The sequence below is a fragment of the Rhodanobacter sp. TND4EL1 genome, assembly GCF_054061035.1.
The window spans coordinates 745435-764718 of record NZ_JBSSDT010000002.1 but is presented as its reverse complement, the minus strand read 5'-3'; the positions used below and the strand labels follow the sequence as shown (position 1 = coordinate 764718).

General features: G+C 64.9%; 15 protein-coding genes. 8 read left to right on the top strand and 7 right to left on the bottom strand.

Features of this window, described 5'->3' with window-relative positions; genetic code table 11:
• The first annotated feature begins 15 nt into the window (after positions 1 to 15).
• Positions 16 to 3555: a DNA polymerase III subunit alpha gene (gene dnaE / locus ACVWWQ_RS09985; RefSeq protein WP_133947694.1), complete on the top strand. Its 3540-nt coding sequence runs from the start codon at positions 16 to 18 to the stop codon at positions 3553 to 3555.
• 94 nt (positions 3556 to 3649) lie between these two features.
• Here dnaE and ACVWWQ_RS09980 read toward each other — a convergent pair whose 3' ends face one another.
• Positions 3650 to 4027: a YajD family HNH nuclease gene (locus ACVWWQ_RS09980; RefSeq protein WP_099653745.1), complete on the bottom strand. Its 378-nt coding sequence runs from the start codon at positions 4025 to 4027 to the stop codon at positions 3650 to 3652.
• A gap of 148 nt (positions 4028 to 4175) precedes the next feature.
• On the opposite strand from ACVWWQ_RS09980, the gene ACVWWQ_RS09975 reads away from it, so the two are divergent.
• From ACVWWQ_RS09975 to ispA, 5 genes are all read left to right on the top strand, one after another.
• Complete coding sequence (locus ACVWWQ_RS09975; RefSeq protein WP_133947696.1) at positions 4176 to 5132, top strand: acetyl-CoA carboxylase carboxyltransferase subunit alpha; 957 nt, start codon at positions 4176 to 4178, stop codon at positions 5130 to 5132.
• Positions 5133 to 5212: 80 nt separating this feature from the next.
• Positions 5213 to 5953 (top strand): NYN domain-containing protein, encoded by a 741-nt coding sequence (locus ACVWWQ_RS09970; protein WP_133947698.1) that lies wholly within the window; start codon positions 5213 to 5215, stop codon positions 5951 to 5953.
• Between the two features lie 10 nt (positions 5954 to 5963).
• Positions 5964 to 7262, top strand: a complete 1299-nt coding sequence (gene tilS / locus ACVWWQ_RS09965) for a tRNA lysidine(34) synthetase TilS (RefSeq protein WP_133947700.1) — start codon at positions 5964 to 5966, stop codon at positions 7260 to 7262.
• An 86-nt stretch (positions 7263 to 7348) separates the two neighbouring features.
• Positions 7349 to 7606: an exodeoxyribonuclease VII small subunit gene (locus ACVWWQ_RS09960; RefSeq protein WP_099653750.1), complete on the top strand. Its 258-nt coding sequence runs from the start codon at positions 7349 to 7351 to the stop codon at positions 7604 to 7606.
• Positions 7590 to 8498, top strand: a complete 909-nt coding sequence (gene ispA / locus ACVWWQ_RS09955; RefSeq protein ID WP_133947702.1) for a (2E,6E)-farnesyl diphosphate synthase — start codon at positions 7590 to 7592, stop codon at positions 8496 to 8498. The genes ACVWWQ_RS09960 and ispA overlap by 17 nt, the downstream gene beginning before the upstream one ends.
• 52 nt (positions 8499 to 8550) lie before the next feature.
• Here the strand turns inward: ispA and ACVWWQ_RS09950 are convergent, their stop codons facing one another.
• Both ACVWWQ_RS09950 and pmbA read right to left on the bottom strand, forming a co-directional pair.
• A complete protein-coding gene (locus ACVWWQ_RS09950; RefSeq protein WP_099653752.1) occupies positions 8551 to 8985 on the bottom strand; it encodes a DUF4870 domain-containing protein in 435 nt (144 codons plus the stop codon).
• A gap of 123 nt (positions 8986 to 9108) precedes the next feature.
• A complete protein-coding gene (gene pmbA, locus ACVWWQ_RS09945; protein ID WP_457383378.1) occupies positions 9109 to 10491 on the bottom strand; it encodes a metalloprotease PmbA in 1383 nt (460 codons plus the stop codon).
• Positions 10492 to 10586: 95 nt separating this feature from the next.
• Between pmbA and ACVWWQ_RS09940 the strand changes: the two genes are divergently transcribed.
• Both ACVWWQ_RS09940 and yjgA read left to right on the top strand, forming a co-directional pair.
• A complete protein-coding gene (locus ACVWWQ_RS09940; protein ID WP_133947706.1) occupies positions 10587 to 10862 on the top strand; it encodes a DUF1653 domain-containing protein in 276 nt (91 codons plus the stop codon).
• 26 nt (positions 10863 to 10888) lie between these two features.
• Positions 10889 to 11449, top strand: coding sequence for a ribosome biogenesis factor YjgA (gene yjgA / locus ACVWWQ_RS09935; protein WP_133947708.1), 561 nt, complete (start codon positions 10889 to 10891; stop codon positions 11447 to 11449).
• Between the two features lie 137 nt (positions 11450 to 11586).
• On the opposite strand, the gene ACVWWQ_RS09930 is transcribed toward yjgA, so the two are convergent.
• The 4 genes from ACVWWQ_RS09930 to recQ form a co-directional block, all read right to left on the bottom strand.
• Positions 11587 to 14469 carry a GGDEF domain-containing phosphodiesterase gene (locus ACVWWQ_RS09930; RefSeq protein ID WP_133947710.1) on the bottom strand — a complete coding sequence of 961 codons (2883 nt, stop codon included), beginning with the start codon at positions 14467 to 14469 and terminating at the stop codon, positions 11587 to 11589.
• A 91-nt stretch (positions 14470 to 14560) separates the two neighbouring features.
• Positions 14561 to 15589: a LacI family DNA-binding transcriptional regulator gene (locus ACVWWQ_RS09925; protein ID WP_457383415.1), complete on the bottom strand. Its 1029-nt coding sequence runs from the start codon at positions 15587 to 15589 to the stop codon at positions 14561 to 14563.
• A 132-nt stretch (positions 15590 to 15721) separates the two neighbouring features.
• A complete protein-coding gene (locus ACVWWQ_RS09920; RefSeq protein ID WP_133947712.1) occupies positions 15722 to 17146 on the bottom strand; it encodes a sugar porter family MFS transporter in 1425 nt (474 codons plus the stop codon).
• A 306-nt stretch (positions 17147 to 17452) separates the two neighbouring features.
• Positions 17453 to 19282 (bottom strand): DNA helicase RecQ, encoded by a 1830-nt coding sequence (gene recQ / locus ACVWWQ_RS09915; RefSeq protein ID WP_133947714.1) that lies wholly within the window; start codon positions 19280 to 19282, stop codon positions 17453 to 17455.
• Between the last annotated feature and the right edge of the window lie 2 nt (positions 19283 to 19284).

Genomic DNA, 19284 nt, shown 5'->3' with positions numbered 1-19284 from the left:
AGCGCGTAAATCTGCATGACCGTCCGCTTTACCCACCTTCACCTGCACAGCGAATACTCGCTGGTCGACTCGACCATCCGCATCAAGGCGCTGGTCGCCGCTTGCGTGCGCGATGGTATCCCCGCGGTGGCGTTGACCGACGACAGCAACATGTTCGCGCTGGTGAAGTTCTACAAGGCCTGCAGCGCCGCCGGCATCAAGCCGATCGGTGGCTGCGACCTGTGGATCTCATCAACAGACGACCCGCGTCCGTGGCGGCTCACGCTGTTGTGTCAGGACCGCGATGGTTACCTCAATCTGTCGCGACTGGTATCGCGCGCATGGCAGGAAGGCCAGCAAAGCGGGCGCGCCCTGGTCGATGCGACCTGGCTCACCGCCACGGCGACCCATGGCCTGATCGCTCTGCTCGGTCGCGACAGCGAGGTCGCCCGGTTGGCGATCGGCCAGGGCAACGAATCGGCGCTGGTCAGGCTCCAGCCACTGAGCCGTCTCTTCCCTGATCGCTTGTATCTGGAACTGACCCGCTGCGGTCGCGACGGTGAGGAAAACTGGAACGCCGCCGCGCTGTCGCTGGCCAGTGAGCTTCAGCTGCCCGTGGTGGCCAGCAACGATGTGCGCTTCCTCAAGCAGGACGACTTCAGCTCGCACGAGGCACGTGTCTGCATCAATCAGGGCCGCGTGCTGGCCGATCCCAAGCGCCCCCGCGAGTACAGCGACCAGCAGTATCTGAAGACGCCGGAGGAAATGGCGGCGCTGTTCGCCGACCTGCCCGAGGCATTGGAAAACACCGTCGAACTGGCCAAGCGCTGCACCCTGGAACTGAAGTTCGGCGAGTACTTCCTGCCCGACTTCCCGGTGCCCGAAGGCTACGATCTCAACAGCCACATCCGTGAACTGTCGCGCCAGGGCCTGGAAGAACGCCTGACACTCGCGCCACTGGCTGCCGGCCACAGCCGCGACGACTATGACGCGCGCCTGGAACGCGAGCTGGACGTCATCATCAAGATGGGGTTTCCCGGTTACTTCCTGATCGTTGCGGACTTCATCAACTGGGGCAAGCAGAACGGCATTCCGGTCGGCCCCGGGCGCGGTTCCGGTGCCGGCTCGCTGGTCGCCTGGGCGCTGAAGATCACCGATCTCGATCCGCTGCAGTTCAACCTGTTGTTCGAGCGCTTCCTGAATCCCGAACGCGTGTCGATGCCCGATTTCGACATCGACTTCTGCATGGATCGCCGTGACGAGGTGATCGAGTACGTCGCGAAGAAGTACGGCCGCGACAAGGTCAGCCAGATCATCACCTACGGCTCGATGGCAGCCAAGGCCGTGCTGCGCGACTCCGGTCGCGTACTCAGCATGTCCTACGGCCAGGTCGACCGGCTGGCCAAGATGGTGCCACCGCGTCCGCTCGATCTCACCCTGTCCGACGCGCTGGGCCGCTCCGAGAAATCGAAAAAAGAGCCTGATCGCGTCGTCAAGGAATTCTGCGAAACCTACGAGCAGGACGAAGACGCGCATGCGCTGATCGACCTGGCGCTGAGCCTGGAAAACCTCACCCGCAACGCCGGCAAGCACGCCGGCGGCGTGGTGATTGCGCCGACTCCGCTGACCGACTTCGCACCGCTGTACTGCGAAGCCGGCGGCGGCGGCGTGGTGACCCAGTACGACAAGGACGACGTCGAGGCGGTCGGCCTGGTCAAGTTCGACTTTCTGGGCCTGCGCACGCTGACCATCATCGACTGGGCGGTCAAGGCGATAAATCTGCGCCGCGCGAAGTCAGGCGAGGAAGCGCTGGATATTTCCAAGCTGCCGCTGGACGATCCCAAACCTTACGACCTGTTGAAAAAGGCGCAGACCGTCGCCGTGTTCCAGCTCGAATCCTCCGGCATGCAGCGCATGCTGAAGGATGCGAAGCCCGACCGCTTCGAGGACATCATCGCGCTGGTGGCGTTGTACCGCCCCGGTCCGATGGACCTGATTCCCAGCTTCGTCGCGCGCAAACACGGCCGCGAGGAAGTGGAATATCCCGATCCCCGCGTCGAACCGATCCTGAAAGAGACCTACGGCATCATGGTCTACCAGGAGCAGGTCATGCAGATGGCGCAGATCGTCGGCGGTTACTCGCTCGGCGGCGCCGACCTGCTGCGCCGCGCGATGGGCAAGAAGAAGCTCGAGGAGATGGCGAAGGAACGCGCCAAGTTCCGCGAGGGCGCGGCTAAGGATGGCCTCACCGGCGAGAAGGCCGATTCCATCTTCGACCTGATGGAAAAATTCGCCGGCTACGGCTTCAACAAGTCACACGCTGCCGCCTACGCACTGGTTTCCTATCAGACTGCCTGGCTGAAGGCGCACTACCCCGCCGAATTCATGGCCGCGACGATCTCGTCGGACATGGACAATACCGACAAGGTGGTGACCTTCCTGGACGAGTCGCGCGCGATCGGCATCGTCGTGCAGCCACCGAACGTCAATGCATCGCAGTACATGTTCGTCGCCATCGAGCCCAAGGTCATCCAGTACGGACTGGGCGCGATCAAGGGCGTCGGCGAAGGTGCCTGCGAGGCGATCGTGGCCGAACGGACCCACGGCCCGTACACGGACCTGGCCGACTTCTGCCGGCGCGTGGATCCGACCAAGCTCAACCGGCGCGTGCTCGAAGCGCTGATCATGGCCGGCGCGCTGGACGCACTGGCGGCCAACCGCGCCAGCCTGATGCTGCAGTTGCCCAACGCGATCAAGGCGGCCGAGCAGCATCTGCGCGACCGCCAGTCCGGCCAGAACGACATGTTCGGCGCGGCGATGGGCAACGCGACGCCGGTGGTGACGATCGACCTTCCCACCGTGGCCGAATGGCCGCTGGAACAGAAGCTGCAAGGTGAGCGCGACACCCTCGGACACTACCTGTCGGGCCACCCCACCGATCCGTGGAAAGACGAACTGGCGCAGCTGTCGACCTGTCCGCTGGGCGAAATCGTGGACCGCTACCAGCCACCGAAGCCGCGCAAGAACGACGATGGCGACAACAATCGCTTCCGCCGCGGACCCGACACGCCGTGGACCGTGGCCGGCATGGTCACCGCCGTGCGCAAGCGCGGGGACAGCGACGCTTTCGTGCGCCTGGAAGACGGCAGCGGCATCATCGAGGTGAGCTTCTTCGGCGAGCTTTACCAGCAGGTGGCGCCCCTGCTTACCCGGGACCAGATGCTGATCGTCGATGGCGGTCTGCGCATCGACGATTTCTCCGGCGGCGGCTTCCAGTTGCGGGCGCGCAGCGCGCTTTCATTGGCGGACGCCTGCCGCAAGCACGCGCGTCTGCTGCAACTGAAATTGAATGGCATCGGTCCTGACTTCATCGAACAACTGCAACACACGTTGTCTGGCTACCGTGGCGGCCGCGCCAGCGTGACCCTGCACGGCTACCGCAATCGCAGTGCCCAAGCCGATCTCGAACTGGGTGAAGCCTGGCGCGTCGAGGCCATTCCCGAACTGCTGCGCGCAGTGCGTGCGTTGCCCGGCGTGCAGGCGGCCCGCCTGCGCATTGTCAAACAGCAGGATTGAGCCACACCATCCGCAGGAGCCCGCTGGCAGGCGATGCTCTTGAGGTGATCGTTCATCGTGCATCCGAGCAGAAGCATCGCCCACCAGCGCGCTCCTACCGTTTGCCGCGCTCCATCATCGCCTTCAGGTCCGCGAATGGATTGCCGGTAGCCGGCGGCGCTTCCTCCACCGCCATCACTCCGCCGCGCACGTGGTCGATATGCCGCGAATGCTCGTTGTCGTGGCAATACACGCAGAGCAGCTCCCAATTGCTGCCGTCCGCCGGGTTGAAATCGTGATCGTGGTTACGGTGGTGCACGGTCAGTTCCTGCAGATTCGCACGGGTGAACTCGCGGGCGCAGCGGCCGCAGATCCACGGATACATCTTCAGCGCGCGTTCGCGGTAGCCCAGTTCACGCTGTTCGGCGGCGCGCCGCGCTTCCGCCACGATGCGGTCGAGCTTGGCGTTGTCGATGGTCGGTTTGATCGGCATGGTCGGATCGAGCTCGTGCAGTGTCTGGGGTGTCCGGACGATAGCGCAATCGCCCGCACCCGGCAGCCGGTGCAGCCATACGGCGGCGTTCTCGCGTTTTCCTGCGGGACGGTATACTGAGCCGCTTCAGTACCATGAATTGCAGCGAATGAACCCAAACTTCCTCGATTTCGAACAACCCATTGCCGAACTGGATGCGAAGATCGAAGAGCTTCGCCATGCCAGTGATGGCCAGGCGTTCAACATCGAGGACGAAGTTGGGCGCCTGCGCGAGAAGCTGAAGATCAAGACCGCCGAGATCTTCCGCAACCTCAACTCGTGGCAGACCACCCAGCTTTCGCGCCATCCGGCGCGGCCGTACACGCTCGATTACATCGGCGTCATCTGCGAGGAATTCCACGAGCTTGCCGGTGACCGCATGTATGCCGAGGACGCGGCCATCGTCGGCGGTCTGGGTCGCATCAACGGGCGGCCGGTGGTGATCATCGGTCACCAGAAGGGCCGCGACACCAAGACCAAGGTACGCCGCAATTTCGGCATGCCGCGTCCCGAGGGTTACCGCAAGGCGCTGCGCCTGATGAAAATGGCCGAGCGCTTCGGCCTGCCCCTGCTCACCTTGATCGACACCCCCGGAGCCTACCCCGGCGTCGGTGCCGAGGAGCGCGGCCAGAGCGAGGCGATCGCGCGCAACCTGCTGGAGATGGCCGAGCTGAAGGTGCCGATCGTGTGCACCGTGATCGGCGAGGGCGGCTCCGGCGGCGCACTGGCGATCGGCGTGGGCGACCGCACCAACATGTTGCAGTACTCGACCTATTCGGTGATCTCGCCCGAAGGCTGCGCCTCGATCCTGTGGAAGAGCGCCGACAAGGTGAAGGACGCCGCCGAGGCACTGGGCATGACCGCGCCACGCCTGCTGGAGTTGGGCCTGATCGACAAGCTGGTGCGCGAGCCGCTGGGTGGCGCCCATCGCAACCCGCGCTCGATGGCGATCCGGCTGAAGGCCGTGCTGCTGAAGCAGCTCGACGAGCTTGAGGCGATGCCGGTCAAGGACCTGCTCGAACAGCGTTACAAGCGCCTGCGCAGTTACGGCGCATATCAGGAATGAGGCAAGGCCGCGGTCACCACCGCGACCTTCATCCACTTGGCGGTAACATCGGCAGCACCTTCTGACTGCCGGAGCCCGCCATGGCCCACGACAAACTCGCCGTCCTGATCGATGCCGACAACGCCCGTCCGGCGATCGTCGAAGGCCTGCTCGCGGAAATCGCCAAATACGGCACCGCCCACGTCAAGCGCATCTACGGCGACTGGACCAAGCCCGATCTCAACGGCTGGAAGGAAGTGCTGCTGCGTCACTCGATCCAGCCGATCCAGCAATTTCGCTACACCGTGGGCAAGAACGCCACCGACTCGGCCATGATCATCGACGCGATGGACCTGCTTTATACCGAGCGTTTCGATGGTTTCTGCATCGTCTCCAGCGACAGCGACTTCACCCGCCTCGCCTCACGCATCCGCGAATCGGGGCGGACCGTCTACGGCTTCGGCGAGCGCAAGACGCCCGAGCCGTTCCGCACCGCCTGCGACAAGTTCATATATACCGAGGTGCTCGCCAACGCGTCGGCCAACACGGCCGAAACCGAAGCCCCTCCGAAGCAGCGCACGGCCAAGGAGCTGCGCGGCGACACCCACCTGATGAACCTGTTGCGCCACGCGATCGAAGCGGCCTCCGACGAAACCGGCTGGGCCGGGCTTGGCGCGATCGGCAGCATCGTCAACAAGCAGTCACCCGATTTCGACTCGCGCAACTACGGCTACGCCAAGCTCAGCGGGCTGATCAAGGGCATCGGCCTGTTCGACGCCGAGGAGCGCCAGATCGGCAACGGCAAACACATCTACGTGCGCCAGCGCGCGGCGAAAAAATGAGTCATTCACCATGACCCCCCCGCTGCAGCAGCACCTGCTCGCTGCGCTTGCCAGCGTCCCGCCGGCGCCACTCTGTGTCGCCTTCAGTGGCGGCCCCGATTCCAGCGCGATGCTGCATGCGCTGGCGCAGCTGACGCAAGTGCGGGCGCGCGGTCTGCGCGCACTGCACGTGGATCACGGCCTGCACGCCGACAGCGCTCGCTGGGCCGCACAGTGCCAGGACTTTTGCCGCTCGATCGACGTGAACTGCGAGCTATTGCCCGTGCAGGTGCGACGGGGCAGTGGCAACGGCCTGGAAGCGGAAGCGCGCGAGGCGCGGCATGCGGCCCTTGCCACCAGATTGCAGGAAGGCGAATACCTGCTGTTCGCCCATCATCGCGACGATCAGGTCGAGACCGTGTTGCTGAAACTGCTGCGCGGCGCCGGCCCTGACGGGCTGGGCGGCATGCGCGTACTGCGCCCGTTCGGCGCCGGCCAGCTGTGGCGCCCCTTGCTGGACCTGTCGCGGCAGCAACTGCATGACTACGTCGCATCCCATCGGCTGGACTGCATCGATGACCCATCCAATGCCGACACCCGGCTGGCGCGCAACCGCCTGCGTCATGACATTCTGCCGTCACTGATCCGCTACTGGCCGCAGGCGGCGGATTCGATCCTGCACAGCGCTGCGCTCAGCCGCGCAGCGGCCGACACGTTGCGCACGCAGTGGCTGGCCGCGTTCGCCGAACTGCATGATCCGATCCTTGGCAGCCTGGATGCCGCCGGCTGGCTGACGCTGCCGCCCGCACTGCGCGAGCCGCTGCTCGATCACTGGCTGCATGCACGGGGCCGTACCGCACCCACCACGGCGCAGCGCCGGCAGATCGAAAAGCAATGCACGGCGCGTGCGGGCCGGCTGCCCTGCGTGCGCTGGGACGACACCGAACTGCATATCTGGAAGCAGCGGTTATGGGCCTTGCCCGTCGCGCCGGAGTTCCCCGACGGCTGGCAGGTCGACTGGCATGGCGAGCCGCTGACCTTGCCCGATGGTGGCGAATTGTCGCTGCGCGGCCCCGCTGCGCGGCTCGTCCACCCCCTGCGAGTGCAACTGCGCCGTGGCGGCGAACGGATCAAGCCCGATGGGGATCCGCACACGCGCGAGTTGCGCGATCTTTTCCAGCAGGCACAACTGCCGCCGTGGCAGCGCCAGGCCTGTCCGATGCTGTATGACGGCCATGAATTGATTGCCGTCGCTGACCGCTGGGTCAGCCAGCACGGCATGGAAATTTTTCGTCATGCCGGCGTGCCGCGCTGGCGCCCGGGACGGTGATGGTCATCGGTTTTGCTTCACCGTCGCGGCATCCGACAGGACGTGCCGATTGATTCCGGAGGCCTGCTGCGTTAGCGTTGCGGGCCATGGCCAAGACCGTTCCCGCAACCAGCAAGACCCCGCCCGTGGCCGACTTCGAACACTCGCTTGATGAGCTGGAACAGCTGGTCGCGAAGATGGAAGGCGGCGACATGAGCCTCGACGACTCGCTGGCCTCGTTCGAGCGCGGCATCGGACTGTTCCGTCATTGCCAGCAATCGCTGGAACAAGCCGAATTGCGCGTGCGCCTGCTGCTCGATCCCGATGCCCCCGACGGCGCCCAACCGTTTGAATCCGAACTCTGATCACGCCGAACTCGGGCCCGCATTGCAGTCCTTGATCCAGCGCGCCGAACAGGCGCTGGATCGTCACCTGCCCGCGGCCGAGCAATCCCCTGCCGAACTGCATCGCGCGATGCGTTATGCGGTGCTCGGTGGCGGCAAGCGGCTGCGTCCGCTGCTGGTCTACGCCGCTGCGCAGGCGCTGGGCCACGATAGTCCGCACCTGGACGCCCCGGCGTGTGCGGTGGAACTGATCCACGCCTATTCGCTGGTGCATGACGACCTTCCGGCCATGGACGACGACGCCCTGCGCCGTGGCCGCCCGACCTGCCATATTGTTTTTGGCGAGGCCATGGCGATCCTCGCCGGCGATGCCTTGCAGGCGCTGGCCTTCGAACTGCTGGCCAGCGCCAGTCTGCGACAGACCGATGCGGCCACGGGAATCACCATGCTGCATGCGCTGGGCCGTGCCTGTGGCGCGGAAGGCATGGCCGGCGGCCAGGCGCTCGACCTCGCCGCCGTCGGCCGGTCATTGAGCCTGGACGAACTGGAACACATGCACGCCTGCAAGACCGGCGCGCTGATCCGTGCGTCGGTGCAACTGGGCGCGCTCGCCGCCGGCGCCGATGCGACTGCTCTGCAGGCGCTGGACCGTTATGCCCACGACGTCGGCCTGGCGTTCCAGGTACGCGACGACATCCTGGATGTGGAAGGCGAATCGGCGGTGATCGGCAAGACCGCCGGCAAGGATGCCGCCGCCGACAAGCCCACCTTTCCGTCGATCATCGGCCTCGACGCCTCACGGACGCGCTTGCGCGAACTCACCGACAACGCGCTGGCAGCGATCGCCCCCTTGGGTGAACACGCCTCCGGCCTGCGCGAACTGGCCCTGTACGCGGCGCATCGACACTACTGAAAAAGAAAGGCGACCCGAGGGTCGCATTTCTTCTGGTTGCCTTGCAGCGGCCTTATTTCACCAGTCGCAAGGTGAACGGGTAGCGATACAGCACGCCCTCGTTGGCCTTGATCGCGGCAACGATGGTCAGCACCAGCCACGCGATGCCGATGATGACCCACAGCGGGATCGCGATGATCAGGCCGATACCCAGGGTCATGATCGACAACACGAACAGGACCACGAAGGCGATGGCCACGGTGATGTTGAAATTCAGCGCTTCCTTGCCCTGATCACTGACGAACGGCATGGTGTCTTTCTTGATCAGCCAGATCACCAGCGGACCGATGAAACAGCCCCAGCCGCCGCCGAGCGCGCCGGTGAGAAGTGCACCGATCAAGGCGGACAGATGGGCGAACATGGCCCACTGCCGTTCCTCGGCGGAGGGAGCGCCCCCCACGGGCGTGGGCGGCGGGGGCGGGATGACGGATTCGGGTGGAACGCTCATGAGCATCTCCTTGCAAGGGGAACCTGCGTCAACGACTCGCCGGTCGATTGCCGGTGTCGTTGATCCTAACAAGCATCCGCACGCTTTGCCGAGTGGACTTCCGACATGGAGGCCGACCCGGCCTCATTCGCCCGCGACGGTCATCCGGTCGAGCAGGATGGAACCGGTGAGCAGGTGCGAGCGGACGTCCACATCGCTGCCCACGGCAACAATCCCGGTGAACATGTCACGCAGATTGGCCGCGATGGTGATGCCTTCCACCGGGTACGCGATCTTGCCGTTCTCCACCCAGAAGCCCGAAGCGCCACGCGAATAATCGCCGGTGACCGTGGACACGCCCTGTCCCATCACCTCGGTCAGCAGCAGACCGGTGCCCAGACGCGCCAGCATGCCGTCAAAATCGGAACGCGCACCGTCGTCCGCGCCCGGCTCCACGATCAGGTTGTGGATGCCACCGGCATTGCCTGTCGAGGACAGCCCCAGTTTGCGCGCCGAATAGCTGCTGAGCATGTAGCGCGCCAGCACGCCGCCTTCGATCAGCGCGCTGTCCACGGTGGCCACGCCCTCGGCGTCGAAATTGGCCGAGCCCTGGCCACGCGGAAGATGCGGGCGTTCGTTGATGTTCAGCCACGCCGGCATCACCGGCTTGCCGACATGGTCGAGCAGGAAGCTGGCCTGACGATACAGCGACCCGCCGCTGACGGCACCGAGCAAATGCCCGATCAAGCCGCGCGCCAGTTCCGGTACAAACAGCACCGGACACTGCCGCGTCGACAGGCTCCGCGCGCCCATGCGCGCCAGCGTGCGTTCGGCCGCCTTGTCGCCCAAGGTCTGCGCACTCATGAAATCGCCGGCGGCCCGCACGCTGTCGTACCAGTAATCGCGCTGCATGCCCTCGTCGTCACCGGCGATCAGCGCCAACGACAGCGAATGTCGGGTGCCCCGCTCGACCCCGACAAACCCATGCGAATTCGCATATACCGACACGCCCTGCCCGGCCTGCACGCTGGCACCGTCGGAATTGGTGATGCCCGCATGGGCGCGACCGGCGTCCTCGATCGCGATACCCAGCTCGATCGCCTGCGCCGTGTCAATCGACCATGGATGCCACAGGTCCAGATCCGGGAATGACGTGGCCATGCGCGCGGCATCGGCCAGCCCGGCGGCGGGATCCTCCTCGGTGAAGCGGGCAATAGCGCAGGCTTGATCGATGGTCGCCTGGATCGAATCGGGATGGAGATCCGCGGTACTGGCCGACCCCTTGCGCCCGCCGAAATAGACGGTGAGTCCGAAGCCCCGGTCGCGCGTGTGCTCGACCGTCTCCACCTCACCCAGCCGTACATTCACGCTCAGTCCGCTACTGATGCTGGCCGCCACCTCGGCCTGGCTGGCGCCGGCGGACCGCGCGCGGCGGATCACGTCGCCGGCAAGATCGGCCAGGCGTTCGAGTTCCTGTTCACTGCGGTCCGGCGTCTGGCTGATGGCAACTTCGCTCACGTTGGGCATTCCTGAGTATTTGGCAGGTAGAATAAGCGGTTCGCGACCGCCGGCTCCCGAACTGGGGGCGTCAACGCGAATTGAAAGAGCTGCGGAGCACGTCCATGCAACCTGCCGCCGGCATTTATCGTCATTACAAGGGTCAGCGCTACCGCGTGCTGGGTACCGCACGACACAGCGAAACGATGGAGCCGCTGGTGGTCTACCAGGCGCTCTACGGTGACTTTGGGCTGTGGGTGCGCCCGGCAACCATGTTTTGCGAAACCGTCGAACTGGATGGCGAGCCACTGCTCCGCTTCGCGCTGGAGCAGGCCGATCCGGCACCAGTCGACGCAGCACTTGCCGAAGGTGCGCCGGGCCGCGGCAAGCCACACACCTGATCCACCTTTAATTCTGGAATGAAATCGTGAGCCCGAGCCGCAGCCGCAACCAACACGAACTCGACGAGGCGGACTACGGCCCCAGCCGCACCCAGAAGCGCCGCGATGCATTGGCCGTGCTGGTGCTCGCGCAGCAACTGGTCGATCTGCAACCCAGCCGCCTGGCCAAATTGCCGTTGCCCGACGACGTGCGCCACGAAATCGACATCACCCGCCGCACGCCCTCGCATGGCGCCAAGAAGCGTCAGCTCGCCTTCCTGGCCAAGGTCATGCGTCGCTACGACGACGCCGATTTCGCCGCCGTGCGGGCCGAACTGGGTGAGAACCGCGAAAAGCAGCGCCAGGAAACCGCCGCCATGCATCGCCTCGAAGCGATGCGCGACCGCCTGATCGCCGAGGACGAGAACGCGTTGTCCGAACTGATCACCGAACACCCGCACGTCGACCGCCAGCATCTGCGGTCGCTGGTGCGTCAGGCCCGGGTGGAGAAGGACACACCCAACAAGCCGCCGAAGGCTTACCGCGAGATCTTCCAGCTGCTGAAGGATCTGGCGCAGCCGGACGAAACAGGCGAAGCCACCGGTTAAGAGACGTTGCTCCGGTGCCCGCTCGCGGGTACTTGCATCCCGACCCTTGGCTGCCAGGGCAGGCCAAGCCATCGTTTCGCACTGGCTTGATGATCCAGCAACCGTGCCTGACACACGTACGTGTACTGCCTGAGCGGCTAGACGTGCGCGGCAGCCAGTCGTGCTTCCGCCTCGGCGGCGGGCAGACCGGGATCAAGGTGATATCCCTGCAACTCGTCGCAGCCTGCAGCCACGAGGAAATCCGCCTGTGTTGCCGTCGCCACGCCTTCGGCCGCGACGCTCATGTGCAACTCGTGGGCCACGGTGATGATGGTGCGCACGATCGCGGCGTCGGCGGAGTCATCCGGCAGGCCGCGAATGAAGCTCTGGTCGATCTTCAGCTTGTCGATCGGGAATTGCTTGAGGTAAGCCAGGCTGGAATAGCCGGTACCGAAGTCGTCCAGCGACAGCCCGATGCCCAGCGCCTTCAATTCGGCCAGCGTGCGTTGCACGCGCCACACGTTCTCCATGAACGAACTCTCGGTGATCTCGATGTCCAGCATGGCCGGCGGCACCACGTAACGCTGGAGTGCGCCAGCCACCTGCGCGACCAAGCCCGGACGCTGCAGCTGCTGGGCCGAAACATTCACCGCGACGGTGAAATTGCGATGGCCGCGATCCAGCCATTCGCGCATCTGTCGGCACGCGGCGTCGAGTACCCACTCTCCGATCTCCGGCATCAGGCCGAGCGCCTCGGCGATCGGAATGAAGCGATCCGGAGGCACCTCTCCAAGCTGCTGGCTGTTCCAGCGCAGCAGCGCCTCGAAACCGGTCAGCCGACGACTGACAGCCCCGTGCTGCGGTTGATAATGAAGCGTCAGCTCGCCCAGCCGGACGGCATCGCGCAGGTGGTTGCCCAGCAGCAGACTGTCCTCCAGCTTCTGCATTTGCATCGGTGAAAATTCGCACGCGCGATCACGCCCCTCCTTCTTGGCCTGATGCATCGCCGCTTCCGCACGCCGCAGCAGGATCTTCGCATCGCTGCCGTGCTCGGGCGAATGGCTGATGCCGACGCTGGCGGTCAGCAGCAGGCGGTAATCGTGACCCTCGATGGGTTCGGCCACGGCGGCGCGCAGACGTTCGGCCAGTTCCTGCACGCCGACAGGGGACAACCCGGCGACCGTCACCACGAATTCGTCGCCCGCAAATCGGGAGATCCGCCCCCGCCCACCCAGCGCAAATTGCAGCCGAATGGCGAGGCGCTGCAATACGTCGTCGCCGGTGGGGTGACCGACCGAGGCATTGACCAACTGGAAGCGGTCCAGCCCGATGACCAGCACCGACGCCGGGACGACCGTGTGACGCAGGATTTCCGCCAGCGCGTGCTCCAGCAACAGGTGATGCGGCAAGCCGGTGACCGGATCATGACTGGATGCATAGGCCAGCTCCGCTTCGATGCGTCGGCGGTCGGTGATATCGCGCGCCACGGCATAAACGAGGTCGTCCTGGGCGATGAACGACGCCCACTCCAGCTGACGCTCGCTGCCGTTGGAGCAGATGCAGCGAGTGACGAAATCATGTATCCGCTGGCCGGCAGCATCGAGTTGCGACATCGGATCGACATCGAATACATCACTTTCCAGCCGCAGGAAGTCGCGATAACTGTGCGACTTCAATGCCTCGGCGGAGTAGCCGGTCACGCGTGGCAGCGAGGGATTGAACTGCACCAGCCGCTGCGACTTCGGGTCGACGATGCAGAAGATTTCCATCGACATGTCGAAGAACCGATTGCGCTCACGCAGGCGACGATTCCGCTGTTCGCTTTCGATCGCGATGGCGGTGATCGGCAACATCCGGTCGATGCTGTAGAGCTCCTCGGGCCGGGGTTCGCGCGGCTCGCGAAAGTACACCGCAAAGGTACCCAGCACCTGGCCGCTGCCATCGAACACGGGCGTCGACCAACACGCTTTCAGTCCGTGCACCAGCGCCAGCGACTTGAAGTTCTCCCAATACGGATGGGTGGCGATGTCGGCCACCACCACCCGTTCACGGCGCCATGCGGCGGTGCCGCAGGAGCCCTGCGCTTCACCCACCTCCAGACCATTCAACGCCTGGTTGTATTCCGTCGGGAGGCTTGGCGCGGCGCCGTCGATGACGTGCCGGCGGCTTTCATCCAGCAACAGGATCGAGCACAGTGCATCCGGGTTCATCGCTTCATGAAGGCGCGCGATCTGCGCCAGGCTTTGCGCGAGCGGGTGTTGGCCGGCAATGCCAGCCAGGATTTCGTGCTGGCCTGCCTCAAGCTGCTCGGTGCGATGACGTTCGGTGATGTCCTGACACGCCCCCATCATGTGGATGGCCCGGCCGGACTCATCCAGATCCACGGCGCCACGACTCAACATCGTGCGCACCGAGCCATCGGCACGCACGATGCGCTCCTCGAATTCGAATGGCTGGTGGCTTCGCAAGGCCTGCTCGATGGTCTGTCGCACGCGCTGGCGATCCTGCGAATGCACCAGAGCCAGGTAAGCCTCGAAGGTCGCGGCATGCCGTTCGGGCTCCACGCCGTAGATGCGGTACAACTCGGCCGACCAGGTCACCTGATTATTGACAATATCCCAGTCCCAGCTGCCGATATGCGCCACCTGCTGCGCCTGCGACAACATCCGCTGGTGCTGCAGCAGTGTCTGTTCGGTCCGCTTGCGCTCGGTGATGTCGAGAAGATAGAGGGTCAATCCATCCGTCGACGGATAGATGCGGTTTTCGAGCCAGCGTTTGTGCGGCGGGTACCACGCTTCCACCTGCACGGACTGCTGTTCGGCCATCGCCTGTTCGCACGCCCGCTGGAAAGCCCCGTCATGACCGCCGGGGAACTCGCTCCACAGATGCCGGCCCATCAATTCTTCGGCGGAGCGACCAAACAGTTCGCATGCTTTCGCGTTCGCGCAAGTGCAGCGCCAATCCCGATCCAGCGCCACATACGCATCGGTGATGCGTTCGAACACCTGATGAAATTCCAGCTCGGACGCATTGCGTTCCATGGCGCTCTCGATTCCGTCACGCGAATCCGGACAGCCTCTGCAGACTACGGGATCACATGCATGGACCGCAACGAGCGCGAATCCGGGCGTCTCAGCGCAAGCTGGACCGACGCACCATCAACTTCACGGGCAACACTTCGCTGTCGACCTGCTCACCGCGAATCAGACGAAGCAGGCTGTCGACCAGCACCTCGCCGGCCTGCCGGGTGTCCTGCAACACGGTGGTCAGCGGCGGGTTGACGAAGCTGGCCGTGGCGATGTCGTCGAAGCCGGCCAGCGCCACGTCCTGGGGGATGCGCAGGCCGTGGTCGCTGAGCGCCCGCATGGCGCCGATCGCGATCAGGTCGCTGGCGGCGAATACCGCGTCGAAGCCGGTTTCATTCAGGATCAGTCCGCGCATCGCCTCGTACCCCGAGTGCTCGGTGCTTTCGGCATTCTGTTGCAGCGCGGGATCGATCTCGACTCCGGCCCGCTCCAGCGCCTTCACATAGCCGCGGTAACGGCCAAAGAATTCCGGGTAATGACTGGACGCGTCGCCGAGAAACGCGATGCGACGGCAGCCACGCTCGAGCAGGTGTTCGGCGACGGCCTGCCCGCCGCGAAAGTTGTCGCAACCGATCGACACGCCGGGCTGGTCCGGCAGGACCGCACCCCAGCGCACGAAGCGCGTGCCCTGGTCGACCAGCTTTTCCAGTTTGTCGGTATAAGCCAGATAGTCGCCATAGCCGAGCAGGATCAGGCCGTCGGCCTTCTTGCTGTCGGCAAAGTCCGCATGCCAGTCGTGCGAGAACTGCTGGAACGAGATCAGCAGGTCATAACCCTGCAGCGCGCAGGCACGGGTGATCGAGCCGAGCATCGACAGGAAAAACGGATTGATGTGCGATTCGTCGGCAGTGGGGTCTTCGAAAAACAGCAGCGCCAGCGTGCCGGAGTGCATCTTGCGCAAGTTCGACGCGTTCTTGTCGACCTTGTAGTTGAGCTGCTCGGCGGCGGCCTGGATGCGCCGCCGCGTCTCTTCATTGACCAGCGGACTGCCGCGCAAGGCGCGCGACACCGTGGCCTGGGAGACCCCGGCCAGGTGAGCAATATCGATCGAAGTGGCCTTGGCCTTCATCTGCAGCGCAATCCGCCTGTGATCCCCGCGATGGCGCAACGCCATCGCCCTCGAATCCTAGCCGGTTTGCGCGCCGCGCGTCGTATCTGGCCTGCCGTGCCTCGTGCACCGGGCAAACCCACTGCTGCGGACCGATGCTCATGCGTGCATGTCCTCCAGCTCCACTCCTTTGGTCTCGCGCACGCCGGACAGCACGAACAACAACGAGAGCAGCGCGAACCCGGCATACAGGCCGTAGGCAAAGGTGAGACCCATCTCGGCCAGTGCCGGAAACGTGCTGGTGATGGCAAAGTTGGCCAGCCACTGGGCGGCGGCCGCCACGGCCAGTGCCGTGGCGCGAATGTTGTTGGGGAACATTTCGCCCAGCAACACCCACACCACCGGTCCCCAGCTGACCCCGAAAAACACCACGTAGGCATTGGCCGCGACCAGCGCGACCATGCCGACCGAACCGGGCAGGCTCAGCTCGGCGCCCGTGCCGGTAGCCTGCGAGAAGCACCAGGCCATCGCGGCCAGCGTGATGGCCATGCCCGCCGAACCCACCACCAGCAGCGGCTTGCGTCCGACCTTGTCGACCAGCGCAATGGCCACCAAGGTGACCAGCACGTTGACGATCGAGGTAACCACCGTGATGGTGAACGAATCGGCCTCGCTGAAACCCACCGAATGCCACAACGTGGACGAGTAGTAGAAGATCACGTTGATGCCCACGAACTGCTGGAACACCGACAGCAGGATGCCGATCCACACCACCGGCAACAGTCCGGCGGCCTTGCCGCGCAAGTCCCTCAGGCGCGGCTTGTGTTCGGCATGCAGGCTTTCACGGATGTCGTGCAGCTTGCTGTCCAGTGCCGTTTCGCTGTGCATGTTCAACACCTTGCGCAGCACCACGCGCGCTTCATCGATGCGCCCCTTGGCCACGAGGTGGCGCGGCGACTCCGGTACGCCCAGCACCAGCAGGCCGTAGATCAGTGCCGGCAACGTCGCCACCAGGAACATCCAGCGCCATGCAGCCAGCCCGAACCACAGCGGCTGGCTGGAACCGCCGGCCGTGCCGGACAACCAGGCGTCACTGAGCAGCGCGGCGAAAATGCCCAGCACGATCGCCAACTGTTGCATCGATCCCAACCGGCCGCGGATGGAAGCCGGCGACACTTCGGCAATGTAAGTGGGCGCAATCACCGAGGCCACGCCGACGCCAATGCCGCCAACCAGCCGCCACATGATCAGGTCCCATACCGCGGTGACCAGGCCCGAACCGATCGCGCTGGCGACCAGCAACACGGCCGCGACCTGCATGGTGCGCACGCGTCCGAACCGGTTCGCCAGCATGCCGGCGTACCAGGCGCCCAGCGCGGAGCCCAGCAGCGCGCAGGACACCGCAAAACCGGTTTGCGCCGCATCCAGGGTGAAGCTGCCACGAATCGCATCGACCGCGCCGTTGATCACGGCCGTATCGAAACCGAACAGGAATCCGCCAAGGGCGGCGGCGGCGGAAATCAGTACCACTCGCGCGGTGGCGTGCCGCCCCAGCCCGTCGCCTGTTGCATCCATTGTGCTCATTGCGTTTCCCCAACGTCATGGCGTGTGATCGCAGCCGATTCTGCGATGTGCATGTGGTGCTGTCCGGCTGAATACGTATGCAGGAGCGAAGGGCCATGCCCGCACTCGCTCCGCCCCTCCACCGATCGCTTCCGGAGGTCACTATGACAGCGCTGTCATGATTCGCCAAGCCTGTTTTTCAAATACGCCAGAACAGGCTCGCAACGGGTTTCATGCTGCACAACAACGCCCCCGATTCAACACGCGCAAGGCAGCCCCCAGGAAGCCGGGGGGAACGGAGTGGGCGAAGCGCCGTTGCCGAACCGGCTATTCCGCAGCGTTGATCACGGCCAGGAAGTCGCGCCCATAGCGCTTGAGCTTGGCCTCGCCGACGCCGCTGACGCTGGCCAGCTCATCCTCATTGGCGGGCAGCGCACGCAGCATGGCCAGCAAGGTGGCATCGTGGAACACCACGTACGGGGGAACGCCCTGCTGTTTCGCCAACTGGGTGCGCAGCGCACGCAATTCATCCCACATCGGCTGCTCATACGCCTCGATCCCGAGACTGCCGCCATGCCGGGGATCACCGGTGATCAACTTGCTGTCGCGGCGACGCCGGGTGGCACGCTCGGGCCGCGCGTCCTCACGCAGCTTCACGCTTTTTCCGCCGTTGAGCACGGCGCGGCTGGCCGCGGTGAGGCGCAGGGTACCGTAGCCTTCGGCATCCGCCTCCAGCAGACCGGCGGCCAGCAGCTGGCGAAATACCGAGCGCCACTGCTTGTCGTCCATCTCGGAGCCGATGCCGAATGTGCTCAGTCGATGATGATCCAGGCTCAGCACGCGCTCGGTCTCTTCCCCACGAAGCACCGAGATGACGTGACCGGAGCCGAAGCGCTGGCCGGTGCGATAGACCGCCGACAGTGCCTTCTGCGCCGGCACCGTGGCATCCCAGGTCTTCGGCGGCGCGATGCAGTTGTCGCAATGTCCGCACGGACCGGGATAGGTTTCGCCGAACGCACCCAGCAACATCTGGCGGCGGCAATCGATCGCCTCGGCGTAGGCCAGCAACGATTCCAGTTTCTGCCGCTCCACCCGTTTGCGCTCGTCGGCCGATTCGGACTGCGCGATCATCTGGCTCATGGTGACCACATCGGACAAGCCGTAGATCATCCACGCCTCGGCCGGCAAGCCGTCGCGGCCGGCGCGGCCGGTTTCCTGGTAGTAGCCCTCGATGCTGCGCGGCAAATCCAGATGCGCCACGAAACGCACGTCGGGCTTGTCGATGCCCATGCCGAAGGCGACCGTGGCGACCATCACCACGCCGTCCTCGCGCAGGAAGCGCTGCTGGTTCTTCGCACGGGTCGCGGCATCCAGGCCGGCGTGATAGGGCAAGGCCTCGATGCCAGCCTCGGCCAGCCAGGCGGCGGTGTCGTCCACCTTCCGCCGGCTCAGGCAATAGACGATGCCGGACTCGCCCTCGTGGCCAAGCAGGAATTCGCCCAGCTGCCGCTTCGCGTTGTGACGCAGGCCGACGCCATAGCCGATGTTGGGACGGTCAAAACTGGAGACGAATTGCCGCGCCCCCTGCAGTGACAACCGTTCCACGATTTCCTCGCGGGTACGCGGGTCGGCGGTGGCGGTGAGGGCAATCCGCGGCACCTCGGGGAAACGCTGATGCAGGACGGCCAGCTCGCGGTATTCCGGGCGGAAATCATGGCCCCACTGGGACACGCAATGCGCTTCGTCGATCGCGAACAACGCCACTTCGGTGCGCTCGAGCTGGGTCAGGAAGCGCGGGGTGAGCAGGCGCTCGGGCGCCACGTAAAGCAGATTCAGCTCACCCGCCAGCAACTTCCGTTCAACCTCACGCTGCTCGTCCGCGGCCAGGCTGGAATTGAGAAACGCGGCAGCCACGCCGGCCTCGCGCAAGGCATCGACCTGGTCCTGCATCAGCGCGATCAACGGCGACACCACGATGCCGGTGCCCTGGCGCACCAGGGCGGGAATCTGGAAGCACAACGACTTGCCGCCACCGGTGGGCATCAGCACCAGCGCGTCCCCGCCTTCGCTCAGGTGGTCGACGACGGCTGCTTGCTCACCACGGAAACTGGGGTAGCCGAAAACGCTTTGAAGAATGTCGAGTGCACTGGAATTCATCG